Annotated in this window: 10 protein-coding genes and 1 pseudogene; 7 read left to right on the forward strand and 4 right to left on the reverse strand. The window is 63.0% G+C overall.

The features are described from left to right. Window positions 1-145 (reverse strand): annotated as a pseudogene (locus tag UW3_RS30310) (pirin family protein); the annotation flags it as partial. Between the two features lie 189 nt (window positions 146-334). Here UW3_RS30310 and UW3_RS0120610 point away from each other — a divergent pair. Then, window positions 335-2,845: a UvrD-helicase domain-containing protein gene (locus tag UW3_RS0120610; protein ID WP_026001431.1), complete on the forward strand. Its 2,511-nt coding sequence runs from the start codon at window positions 335-337 to the stop codon at window positions 2,843-2,845. Between the two features lie 118 nt (window positions 2,846-2,963). On the opposite strand, the gene UW3_RS0120615 is transcribed toward UW3_RS0120610, so the two are convergent. Then, window positions 2,964-3,176, reverse strand: a complete 213-nt coding sequence (locus tag UW3_RS0120615; RefSeq protein WP_010225226.1) for a hypothetical protein — start codon at window positions 3,174-3,176, stop codon at window positions 2,964-2,966. Window positions 3,177-3,187: 11 nt separating this feature from the next. Next, on the reverse strand, window positions 3,188-4,615 hold the full coding sequence (ccoN, locus tag UW3_RS0120620) for a cytochrome-c oxidase, cbb3-type subunit I (protein ID WP_010225229.1): 1,428 nt from the start codon (window positions 4,613-4,615) through the stop codon (window positions 3,188-3,190). A 452-nt stretch (window positions 4,616-5,067) separates the two neighbouring features. Here ccoN and UW3_RS0120625 point away from each other — a divergent pair, with 452 nt between their 5' ends. From UW3_RS0120625 to UW3_RS0120650, 6 genes are read left to right on the forward strand one after another with little or no spacing between them, the layout of a single operon-like run. Continuing rightward, on the forward strand, window positions 5,068-6,666 hold the full coding sequence (locus UW3_RS0120625; protein ID WP_010225231.1) for a phosphopantetheine-binding protein: 1,599 nt from the start codon (window positions 5,068-5,070) through the stop codon (window positions 6,664-6,666). Then, window positions 6,653-8,230, forward strand: a complete 1,578-nt coding sequence (locus UW3_RS0120630; protein WP_010225232.1) for a class I adenylate-forming enzyme family protein — start codon at window positions 6,653-6,655, stop codon at window positions 8,228-8,230. Before UW3_RS0120625 ends, UW3_RS0120630 begins: the two co-directional genes overlap by 14 nt. A 44-nt stretch (window positions 8,231-8,274) precedes the next feature. After that, window positions 8,275-9,201, forward strand: a complete 927-nt coding sequence (locus tag UW3_RS0120635; protein ID WP_010225233.1) for an alpha/beta fold hydrolase — start codon at window positions 8,275-8,277, stop codon at window positions 9,199-9,201. Between the two features lie 12 nt (window positions 9,202-9,213). After that, window positions 9,214-9,897 (forward strand): ribulose-phosphate 3-epimerase, encoded by a 684-nt coding sequence (gene rpe / locus UW3_RS0120640; protein ID WP_010225234.1) that lies wholly within the window; start codon window positions 9,214-9,216, stop codon window positions 9,895-9,897. A gap of 44 nt (window positions 9,898-9,941) precedes the next feature. Then, window positions 9,942-11,018 (forward strand): uroporphyrinogen decarboxylase, encoded by a 1,077-nt coding sequence (gene hemE, locus UW3_RS0120645; protein WP_026001432.1) that lies wholly within the window; start codon window positions 9,942-9,944, stop codon window positions 11,016-11,018. Then, complete coding sequence (locus UW3_RS0120650) at window positions 11,011-11,439, forward strand: MarR family winged helix-turn-helix transcriptional regulator (RefSeq protein WP_010225236.1); 429 nt, start codon at window positions 11,011-11,013, stop codon at window positions 11,437-11,439. The genes hemE and UW3_RS0120650 overlap by 8 nt, the downstream gene beginning before the upstream one ends. Before the next feature lie 96 nt (window positions 11,440-11,535). Here the strand turns inward: UW3_RS0120650 and mobA are convergent, their stop codons facing one another. After that, window positions 11,536-12,111, reverse strand: a complete 576-nt coding sequence (gene mobA, locus UW3_RS0120655; RefSeq protein ID WP_010225238.1) for a molybdenum cofactor guanylyltransferase MobA — start codon at window positions 12,109-12,111, stop codon at window positions 11,536-11,538. Between the last annotated feature and the right edge of the window lie 7 nt (window positions 12,112-12,118).

Here is a 12,118-nt window from a genome sequence, read left to right on the forward strand (position 1 = left end):
CAATCAGGTCGTCGTTCCAGACCCGCAGGTTGCCCCAGTGCATGCGCGCCGGATCGTAGTACTCGGCGAACGAAAAGTGATGATGGGCATCGAGCCAACCATGGTTGGCATGGCCAAGGCTCTTGAATGGGCGCAGTTTCAGCATGTTGGCTCTCCTCGAAAGGTAGTGGATGGAGGAGATGATCTATCAAATAATGATCGAAAATAAGCGTAAATTTCGGCTGAATACAATCAATATTGTCGATATATAGAGCTAGGGTAATTTGTACGCTTCATCGCCTAATTCACTGATTTGCAAGCAATCGGCTGGTGATTTTTGCCCGATGGAGCGAACATGGCCGCTGGTTTTCATTGTGTTGGAGTCGGTGTGTCTGAAGAGCGTCCCAAGCTACCCTTGGAGTTGATTGCGCCCGCGCAGCTGCCGTGGCTGCGTCGCCTGGCCGCGCGCCTGCTCGGGCGTGGCCTGAGCCACTTGCAGGCGCAGCATCGCGATTCCTGGTTCCAGGGCCATGCCAGCGGTCAGCGCACCGGTCATGCCGATGGCCTGCGCGAAGGCTACGAAGAAGGGCGGATCGACGGCTATGAGGCCGGGCGCCAGGTCCTGGTGATCCGCGACACCCGCCCCGACGCTCACGCTGTGCCCGGGCTGGACGACGCGCTGTTCGATGACTGGCGCCTGGCGCTGACTGCCGAGCTGAAGAAACGCTTCAAGGCCGACGTTGCCCAGCGCCTGCCGGCCCATGCCCAGCCAAGCGCGGCGCAGTGGAAGATGATCTTCAGCGACACGCCGTCAACCTGCGTGATTGCCGGCGCCGGCGCCGGCAAATCGACCTCGCTGGTGCTGCGCATCCTGCTGCTGCGCCATTACCTGGGCTACGAGCTGGACGCCATGACCGTGGTGACCTTCACCCGCGAATCGCGCAAGGATTTCATCAATCGCCTGGTCCAGGTATTTGCCCTGTGGCAACTGGACCTCAGCCAGGCCCGGGCCCGTGAGCTGGTGCGTACCTTCCATTCGCGCATCTTGCCGCTGGTGCGCAGCTTGCCGGGCTTTAGCCAGGTGCGCGCGTTCGAGACCCTGGGCAGCGAAATGCCCGGCGGCAGCGAAGCCAGCGCCGAGAGCAATCCGTTCGACCTGCGCATCAACGATGCCCAGCGTCAGCAGCTCAACCTCTGCTATCGCGACCTGCTGGGCAGCAGCCCGCGCTTTGCCGAGCTGATCGCCAGCCTGCGCCGCGAGGCCCTGCAGCTCAAGGCGCTGGACCGTGATCACCCCGACGTGCAAAAGCGCGTGGCAGTGACCCAGCTGTCCGCCAGCCGCGACGAAGAGCTGTGCGACACGCTCGAAGACCTGTGGTTCGCCGCCGGCGCCTGGCCGATCAAGGGCATCGAACCGAGCCGCGAAACGGTCGAGATCAACGGCAGCCGTTTTCATTTCCACGGCCATATCGCCGAGTTGGACGCTTATGTCGTGCTCGGCTTCGACCCCAAGGAAAACCAGCAGTACAAGCGTCCCAGCGCCAAGCTGCCGGTGTGGGCGGAGTGGGTGATAAAGCGCACCCTGTTTCAAGCTTTCTGTGATAAGCCTGTGATTTGGCTGGAAAACTACTCTGCTGCCAAGCGCCTGGCTTCGTCCCTGGCAGGCGATGCGGTGGCTGGGCCCGGCTTCGATTACAAGGTCAAGGGTGAGCTTGCCGCAGCCCCTTTGCTGGATGCCTTTGTCGGCGCCGCCGGCTTTATCGAGAACCTCGGGCTTGAGGTCAACACCGCAGTCGCCGCCATGAGTTTCCCGGCGGGCGACAACGATGCGCTGTTCTTCGAAGCGCTGGGCCTGTACTGGAAAGCCCTGGAAGCGCACCTGCTTGGCCAGTCGCCGCCGATCATGAGCTACAACCGCATGTTCGCCCTGTTCGGCGAGAACAACCCGGAGAATCTGCGGCTGTTGCCCGATCCGCTGTTACGGCCGTTGGCGCACCTGATGATCGATGAGTTCCAGGACGTCTCGCCGCAGATCGTCTCCTGGCTGCGCGCCTGCCTGCGCGAAATCCGCCGCCGCGGCCCGGCCATGCAGGTCGGGCGGGTGGCGCAGCATTCGTCGTTGCTGTGCGTGGGCGACGACTGGCAGTCGATCTACGGCTGGCGCGGCAGTTCGCCCAAGTACTTCATGGAGTTCGCCAAGGAGTTCCCGGCGCCGAGCAGCACCCGGGTCATGCTCGCCGACAACTACCGCAGCCATCAGCACATCATCGATGCCGCCGAGCACATCGTGAAGTCGGCCCCGGCTATCAGCGGCAAGAAAGCCAGGGCGTGCGGACCGGCAGCCGAAACGCCAGTACCGGTCAAGGTGCTTGAGCGTGACGAGGCGAGCCTGGCCGAGACACTGCTGGAGCATTACCGCAAGGGCGAGTCGGTGATGTTGCTGTACCGCAAGAGCAGCGACAAGGCGGCGATTGCCGACCATTTGCAGGCATTGGTCAACCACGAGGCCGGGTTGCCGGCGGCACAACGGCGCCTGCGCCAGCTGACTTATCACAGCGCCAAGGGGTTACAGGCCGATGCGGTGTTCATGCTCGGCGATTGTCAGCACCTGACCAACTCACCGTACAAGAACCAGGTGTATCGCCAGGCAGGTCTAGGCCGCAACGGCGATGCCCAGGCGTTCGACAACGCACAGAAGGACGAGGTGTTGCGCCTGGCCTACGTGGCCATTACCCGGGCGGCGAAGCATTGCTACTGGTATGTCGAGAAGCCGACGGCAGAGGCGGCCAACCTGCCACGGGCGTCGAGCCAGGTGGATGGGCGCAAGGTGTTCTTCGAGGATGGGCGGGAAATGGCCAGCAGCTGATTTTGGCGCTGCCTGGATTACGACCGCTGCGCGCTCGATCGCTGGCAAGGCCAGCTCCCACAGGTTGTGCAGACACAGATCCAATGTGGGAGCTGGCTTGCCAGCGATGAGGCGTGAATCAGGCCTTCAGGGCCGCATCCGGCGCCACCGCCGGCACCGGCTTGCCGGTGGCCGCTTCAACCCGGCGGGCGACCGCCGGGTCGTCGGCGAAGGGGATCAGGCTTGCTTGATCGTCCACTTCGCCGTTGTGGCGCTGCAGGCAGGCACTGGTGACCAGGTAGAAGAACAGTACGCCGCTCAGGCAGTACAGTGCATACAGCCAGTCATCCATCTCCGTGCCTCCTAGGCCAGGCTGGCGTTGTTCAGCGCCAGTTTTTCATCGGCCACCCGCACGGTGCGCCAGGTGTTGTAGGCCATCAGCAGCATGCCGCTCAAGAAGCACACGCCACCGACAAAGCGCACGATAAAGCCCGGGTGGCTGGCCACCAGCGCCTCGACGAACGAGTAGGTGAGGGTGCCGTCGTCGTTGGTGGCGCGCCACATCAGACCCTGGGCGATGCCGTTGACCCACATCGAGGCGATGTACAGCACGGTGCCGATGGTCGCCAGCCAGAAGTGCAGGTTGATCAGGCCGACGCTGTACATCTGCTCGCGGCCAAACACTTTCGGGATCATGTGGTACAGCGAGCCGAAGGTGATCATCGCCACCCAGCCCAGGGCACCGGCATGCACGTGGCCGATGGTCCAGTCGGTGTAGTGCGACAGGGCGTTGACGGTCTTGATCGCCGTCATCGGGCCTTCGAAGGTCGACATGCCGTAGAACGCCAGCGACAGCACCAGAAAGCGCAGGATCGGGTCGCTGCGCAGCTTATGCCAGGCGCCGGAGAGGGTCATCATGCCGTTGATCATGCCACCCCAGCTTGGCGCCAGGAGGATCAGCGACATCGCCATGCCCAGCGACTGCGCCCAGTCGGGCAGGGCGGTGTAGTGCAGGTGGCGGGGACCTGCCCAGATGTACAGGGTGATCAGCGCCCAGAAGTGCACGATCGACAGGCGATAGCTGTACACCGGCCGGCCCACTTGCTTGGGCACGAAGTAGTACATCATCCCCAGGAAACCCGTGGTCAGGAAGAAGCCCACGGCGTTGTGGCCGTACCACCATTGCACCATGGCGTCAGTGGCCCCGGAGTACACCGGGTACGACTTGAACCAGCTCACCGGAATCGACAGGTGGTTGACCACGTGAAGCATGGCGATCACCACGATGAAGGCACCGAAGAACCAGTTGCCGACGTAGATATGCTTGGCCTTGCGGCGCATCAGGGTGGCGAAGAAGACGATGCCGTAAGCAACCCAGACGATCGCCATCCACACCGCGCCGGTGAATTCGATCTCGGCATATTCCTTGGTCGTGGTCAGGCCCAGCGGCAGGCTGACCAGCATGATCACGATGGTCGCCTGCCAGCCCCAGAAGGTGAAGGCGGCGAGTTTGTCGCTGAACAGCCGCACCTGGCAGGTGCGCTGTACCGCGTAATAACTGGCGGCGAACTGCGCGCTACCGGCGAAGCCGAAGATCACCAGGCTGGTGTGCAAGGGGCGCAGGCGGCCGAACGAGGTCCACGGCAAGTCGAGGTTAAGCTCGGGCCAGACCAGTTGCGAGGCGATCCAGACGCCCATGGCCATGCCGACGATACCCCAGACCACCGTCATGATGACGAATTGCCGGACCACCTTGTAGTTATAGGCCTGCGCCTGTTGATGTGTGCTCATGGCTAGTTTCCACAGTTCCTGTATGGCTCGCCCTGCCGTGGGGCAGGGGCACAGGCGCAGACTCTAGGAAGCTGCTGGCATACAAAACAGACTCAGAAACCGGCGTTAATACCGGATCAGATAAAACCCCCGTATTCATTGGACAATGGAGCACCTGTTATGGATTGGGTGCGGCGATTTATCTCTGTTCTGCATCGAATCTGCCGGCAAAAGCGTGTCGCTGTGTCGCAGACAAAACCCCGTGGAATTATCTTGACATCACGGCAAATGCGGACGCAGAATTTCACAAACTTTGCGCGCAAAGTTTTATGTCGGGCCCACTTACTCGCCCGGCAAGTGGTGCGCAACCAACTTTGACGCCATCCCGCTATACGCCCTTGTCTCGGTGCTCTCAAGCCGGGACGGGGTACGCGCGCAGCGGCGGCACACTATAAGAACGAAGGGAGCAACAGATGAAGCTTTCCAAGGAACTGGTCCTCCAGGCAAAAGCGACGTTCGGGACACCGACCTACCTCTACGATGAAGCCGTGCTACGCAGCAGTTTCAACGAGTTGCGCGATGCATTGCCGGACTGCGTGGATATCTTCTATGCGTTGAAGGTCAACCCGAACCTGTCCCTGGTGAAACTGATCCGCTCCTACGGCGGCAATACCGAAGTCTGCTCGCTGGGCGAGCTGGAAATCGCCCTGAAGGCCGGGGTCGCTCCTGAGGACATCATTTTCCTCGGGCCCTACAAGAAACCCGAGGAACATCGGCGCGCCCTGGAAGTTGGGGTGTTTGCCATCGTCGTCGAATCGGAAACCGAACTGCGCAAACTCTCGGCGCTGGCGGGCGAACTCGGCCGCGTGGCGCCGGTGGCGATTCGTATCAACCCTAACTTCTCCGCCTCCGGTTCCCCGTGGAAGATGGGCGGGCGGCCGACCCATTTCGGCATTGAAGAAGATACGGCCGTTGCCAATTTCGGCGACTACGCGGCGTTGCCAAACCTGCAGATCAAAGGCATCCACGTTTACAACGGGACCAAGATCCTCGATGCGCAGTCGGTGTACGACAACGCCAAGTACATTCTTGGCCTCTACCGTAGCCTGACCCGGCGCTACAACCTGGACATGAGCATGGTCGATGTCGGCGGCGGCCTGGGTATCAAGTACTACGAGAACGAGAGCGAACTCGACACCCGCCAGCTCAAGCAACTGCTGGCGCCACTGTTCGAGGCGTTCAATCAGCAGTTCCCGCAGACCCGGATCATTGTCGAGTCGGGGCGCTTCGTCGCCGGCAAGTGCGGTGCCCTGCTGGTGACGGTCGACAACATCAAGGAAAACCACGGCAAGACCTTTGCCGTCACCGATGGCGGTACCAATTGTCATGGCGCCGCCGCTGGCAGCGGCCAGGTGCTCAAACGCAACTTCCGTATTGTCCACGCCACCGGCAGCACCGGCGCGCCGCTGCGCGAATACCATATCTCCGGGCCGCTCTGTAGCCCCGATGATCTGCTGGCCCGTGACCTGCAGATCGAAACCCTGCACGAGGGCGACATCCTCGCCGTCACCGCCTCAGGTGCCTACGGCCCGTCTGCTTCGCCGACCCTGTTCCACAGCCATGGCCACCCGGCCGAAGTGATTGTCAGCAACGGCCAGCTGTTCCTCGCCCGTGCCCGGCAAACCGCCCTGGACATCCGTGACAGCCACGCCGATGTACCGCTGTCGGCCATGCTCGGCGCTGCCCCGGCGGCGAGCGAGCCGACGCCGATCGCCCAGGCGGCGACCCAGCGTCAGCTCGGCGAGATCCTGCGGGTGGTGCTGAAACTGCCGGCAAACACCGTGATCAGCGCCGACTCGCATCTGCGGGACGACCTGGGGCTGGATTCACTGACCTCCATGGAGTTGCTGGTCAATCTGGAAGACGATATCGAAGGTTTCTTCGTCAACCCCGACACCATCGCCCCCGGACACTTCAATACCGTCGCCACCCTGGCCGGCTATATTGACGCCCACCGTCAACCGGCGGCAGTGCGCCGGGCACGTTTCGAGGTGCAGCATGAAGGCGTCTGACGTCCTCTTGCAGCACGTGCTGGACCGTCCTAACGGCCTGTACCCGGACAAGGCGGCGATCATCTATGCCGATGAAACCTACACCTATGCCCAGCTCGACGAAGCCAGTGGGCGCCTGGCTGCCGGGCTGCAGGTCAATGGCCTGCAGCGCCAGGAGCGGGTGGTGGTGTGCCTGGGCAACCGGGTCGAGACCGTCTGTGCGTTCTGGGGCGTACTCAGGGCCGGCGGGGTGATGGTCAACGTCGGCCTGGAAACCCCGGCCGACAGCCTCGACTACATCATCCGCGATGCCGAGGCCTCGGTACTGATCACCACCTCGGAGAAATTCGCCAGCCTGCCGGCGGGCACCTCCGAGCTGAGCTACCTCAAGGCCATCGTGCTGCTCGACGGCGAAGCCGACTCCCCGGTTACCCAGACTGTCGAAAGCCTGTTGGGGCAGGGCGCCGGCGTGCCGCTGCCGTGCGGCAACCTCGACCTGGACCTGGCTGCGATCATCTACACCTCAGGGTCCACTGGCGCGCCCAAGGGGGTGATGCTTACCCACCGCAACATGCTCGCGGCGCTCAACTCGCTGCATACCTACCTGGGGTACACAGCCACTGACAACGTGCTGTGCTCGTTGCCGCTGTCGTTCGACTACGGCCTTTACCAGATGATCATGGCCTTGAGCAGTGGTGCCACCCTGGTGCTGGAAAAGGAATTCACCTGGCCGATCTTCCTGATCAAAAAGATTCGCCAGTATCAGGTCACGGTCATTCCGTTCGTGCCGACCATGCTCATGCTCCTGCATGAATACGCGCACAAGCGCGAGGCGACTTTCCCCCAGGTGCGCATGGTGACCAACACCGGCGCGGCCCTCAAGCCGACCCACATCGCCCAAATGAAAGGCCTGTTCCCCCAGGCGCAGATCTTTTCCATGTACGGCCTGACCGAGTGCAAGCGCTGCACCTACTTGCCACCGGAAGATATAGACGACAAACCAGGCAGTGTCGGCATCGCCATCCCCAACACCGAGCTGTGGCTGGTGGACGACGAAGGCCGGCGCATCGACCAGCCGCATCAGGTCGGTCAACTGGTGATTCGCGGCGCCACTGTGATGGCAGGTTACTGGCGCAACCCCCAGGCCACGGCGCAAAAGCTCAAGCCGGGCCCGTACCCGGGTGAAAGCGTGCTGTACACCGGCGACTACTGCAGCCTTGATGAGGACGGTTACCTGTACTTCCAGGGCCGTATGGACCACGTGATCAAATCGCGCGGCATGAAGGTCAGCCCCAGTGAAGTCGAGAGCTTCCTCTATGCCATTGATGGCGTCGAAGCGGCGGCGGTGGTCGGTATCGAGCATGCGTCGGTCGGCGAGGCGTTATGGGCGTTCGTCACCTTGGGCCAAGGTGTGAGCCTGAGCGTGGAACAGTTGCTCGAACGTTGCCGGCACGGCCTGGAGTCGCACAAGGTACCCCTGTCGATCAGTATCGAAGGCACCCTGCCGCGTACGGCCAACGGCAAGTTCGACCTGCAGCAGCTGCAGCACACGGCGCGCAGCGCACAACTGGCGGCGGCCGGTTGAACGGCGCCTTTGATGGGTGATTCAGTCATACAGGAGGTACGGACATGAGTCTGGGCAATAGAGGCCGCGATCAATCGCTGGACGTTAACGGCAACCATGTTGCATTGCGTATCTGGGGCAATGAGCGTGGCCATCCGGTGCTGGCCGTACATGGCTGGCTCGACAACGCGGCGTCGTTCGAGCGCATTGCGCCGCTGCTTGATGAGTGTTTCGTGGTCGCCCCGGACCTGGCCGGCCACGGGCGTTCCGAGCACCGTCGCGGCGACAGCGGCTATTACCTGTGGGAACACGCCGATGACATGAACGCGCTGGTCGAATGCCTGGGCTGGAAGCGTTTTTCAGTGTTGGGCCATTCCATGGGCACGGGGGTCGCATCGATTCTGGCGGCAATGAACAAGTCGATCGACAGCATGGTGTTCATCGACGGCATGGGGGCGCCTTTTACCATCGCCGAAGAAGACACCGTCGAGCACCTGAAAAAGTCCCAGCGCCTGCTGCGCCTGGCCCTGCGCACCCGCCTGCATGGCTTCTCGGCGGCGCAAACGGCGCAGTTCGACAGCCTTGAAGCGGCCATTGGCGAGCGGCGCAACAGTATCGACGCCACGCTGTGCGCCGAGGGCGCGCGGTTGCTGGCCATGCGCGACCTGCTCAGCGTCGGCGACGGTTACCGCTGGCGCCATGACCCGCGCCTGGTGTTGCCCGAGGCAATGCAGCTGACCGAGCGTCAGGCCTGCGATTTCCTGCGCCAGATCAATTGCCCGCTGCACCTGATGCTTGGGCGCCAGGGGCTGTTTGCCGGCGCCCAGTTCGACAAAAGAAAACACGCCTTGCCCTGGGCCACCCAGGTGCACTGGCATGACGGCGGCCACCATTTTCACCTGGAGGAGCCGAGCGCGGCCTTGATCGGCCAGATCAACGCTGCGCTGCTTCAGCGTGAGTCGGGGCCGCGGCAACGATTAGTCAATGAGTAATGGAGTACACCCGTGAAAGAGTTCTGGATTGCACCATCGATTCTGGCGGCCGATTTCGCCCGCCTCGGCGCTGAAGCCGAGCAGGTGCTGGCCGCCGGTGCCGATGTCATCCATATCGATGTGATGGATAACCACTATGTGCCCAACCTGACCATGGGCCCGCAGTTCTGCAAGGCCTTGCGCAGCCACGGGATCACCGCGCCGATCGATGTGCACCTGATGGTCACCCCGGTGGATGCGATGATCCAGGCCTTCGCCGAGGCCGGCGCCGACTACATCTCGATCCATCCCGAAGCCACCCTGCACCTGGACCGCTCGCTGCAGTTGATCAAGGACCTGGGCTGCAAGGCAGGCCTGGTGTTCAACCCGGCCAGCACCCTCGACGCGGCTCGCTACGTGCTCGACAAGCTCGACCTGATCCTGCTGATGTCAGTCAACCCGGGCTTTGGCGGGCAGCGGTTCATCCCTTCGGTATTGCCCAAGGTAGCTGCAGCGCGCAAGCTTATCGACGACAGTGGCCGGGCGATCCGTCTGGAGGTAGACGGTGGCGTCAACCTCGAAACCATCGGCCAGGTGGCTGCCGCCGGGGCTGACATGTTCGTTGCCGGCACGGCGATTTTTGCCCAGAGCGATTACCGCGCTACCATCGAGGCCTTGCGCCGGGAGATTGCTCAAGCTGTGCCCAACCGCCACTGATAGGCGGTCTTTCCAACGATTCTCGCGAATCCAGTACGAGTTACCTGTCCTTGCACACTACAACTTTAATCAAGGCCTTGCTGCGTCAGCCGACTGCGCACACACCGGTCTGGCTGATGCGCCAGGCCGGGCGTTACCTGCCCGAGTACCGAGAGTTGCGGGCCCGCGCCGGATCGTTCCTGAACCTGGCGAAAACGCCGGACTACGCCACCGAGGCTACCTTGCAACCCATGCGCCGCTTCAACCTGGATGCGGCAATCGTGTTCTCCGATATCCTCACCGTGCCTGATGCCATGGGCCTGGGCCTGTATTTTGGCACGGGCGAGGGCCCGCGTTTTCGCCATCCATTGCGCGACGAGCAGGCCATCAAGCGCCTGCGTGTGCCTGAGCCCGAGTCACTGGACTACCTGTACCAGACCGTGGCCCAGGCCCGCCGGGCGCTGGACCCCAAGGCGGCGCTGATCGGCTTTGCCGGCAGCCCCTGGACCTTGGCCTGTTACATGGTCGAAGGCGGGCCGCCGGGTGATTTCCAGCTGATCAAGAAGATGCTCTACCGCCGCCCGGAACTGCTTCAGCGCATTTTGCAGGTCACCAGCCAAGCGGTGGCGGCCAGCCTCAATGCGCAGATCGAGTCCGGCGCCCAGGCGCTGATGATCTTCGACACCTGGGGCGGGGCCCTGGCCGATGGCGCCTACCAGCGTTTCTCGCTGTTCTACATGCGCGAGGTGCTGGCGCGCCTGCACAAGACCCATCACGGTCAGCGGGTACCGTCGATCATCTACACCCCAGGTGGTAGCCCCTGGCTTGGCGAAATGGCCGACAGCGGTGCCGACGCCCTGAGCCTGGACTCGGCCTGTAACCTGGGCATGGCCCGGCAACTGGTGGGCCACAGCGTCGCCTTGCAAGGTAACCTCGACCCCAGCGTCTTGCTGGGCGATGAGGCCTGCATCCGCCGCGAAGTGCAGCGCACCTTGCAGGCCTTCGGGCCGCCGGCCGCAGGCTTTGGCCATGTGTTCAACCTGGGCCAGGGGATCTCGCCGGCAACCTCGCCAGAGGCGGTGGCGACCCTGGTCGAGGCGGTCCATGAATTGAGCCGCGTGCGCGGAGGTGCCTATGCTTGACCCGACCTTCGACTTCGACCGGATGCTGTGCTTCTCGCTGTATTCGACCGCCAATGCCATGGTCCGTGACTACGCCGAACCGCTGAAAAAGCGCGGTGTGACCTACCCGCAATTGCTGGTGATGGCCGGGTTATGGGGCCAGGACGATGTCTCGATCAGTGCCCTGAGCGAGCTGACCTTGTTCGACCTTGGCACCCTGACACCGATCGTCAAGCGTCTGGCCGACAATGGCTTCATCACTGTCTATCTCGACCCCAATGACCGCCGTCGACGTAACCTGCTGCTGACCGACAAGGGCCGTGAGCTCAAGGCCGAGGCGGCGCAGGTGTTCAGCAACATGGCGTGCAAGATCGACCTGGGCGAGGGGGAGGTGGAGCAGGTGCTGGACGTGTGCCACCGGATCAGGTCGCGGTTGCGCTGAAGCTGGACTTGTCAGCGATCGCCGGCCTCATCGCTGGGCAAGCCCGCTCCCACAGGTCCTGCATCAATCTGTGGGAGCGGGCTTGCCCAGCGATGACTAGGTGCGCAAAAACTCCGGGGTATTGAAATTGCTCAGGCGCAGGTCGCCCTCGGCGCACTCCAAGGCCCGCACCGGGTGCTGGCGCAAGGTCCGTTGCACACCTCTATCGCCCGCATCCCAGGCTCGCTGAAAGTCAGCGCGCAAGGCGCAGGGAATCAGGCTGAACATCGGCTGCCAGTAGCCGCCCTGGCGGATCATCGCCGGCTGCTGTTGGTCATTGGCCAGGTGCATCAGGTCGAGGATCAGCGCCTGGTCGATCAACGGCGCGTCGCAGGCCAGCACCAGCATCCATTCATGCCGCGCCACCGCCAGCCCCGCCAGCACCCCGGCCAGTGGCCCGGGAAAATCCGCTTCGGCATCCCCCACCAACTGATCGGCGTAAGGCCGGTACAGGTCCTGGTTGCGGTTGCAGGAAATGATCAGGTCGTCGGTCAGCGGCCGCACCACGGCGTGGATGTGGGCGATCAGGGGTTGGCCCTGCCAGTCGAGCAGGCCTTTGTCCTGGCCGCCCATGCGCTGGCCGCGGCCACCGGCAAGGATGAGGATGGAGCAGGGGGGAGGGGCGGCGGGCATGGTCAGG

Source organism: Pseudomonas donghuensis (assembly GCF_000259195.1).
GTDB lineage: Bacteria > Pseudomonadota > Gammaproteobacteria > Pseudomonadales > Pseudomonadaceae > Aquipseudomonas > Aquipseudomonas donghuensis.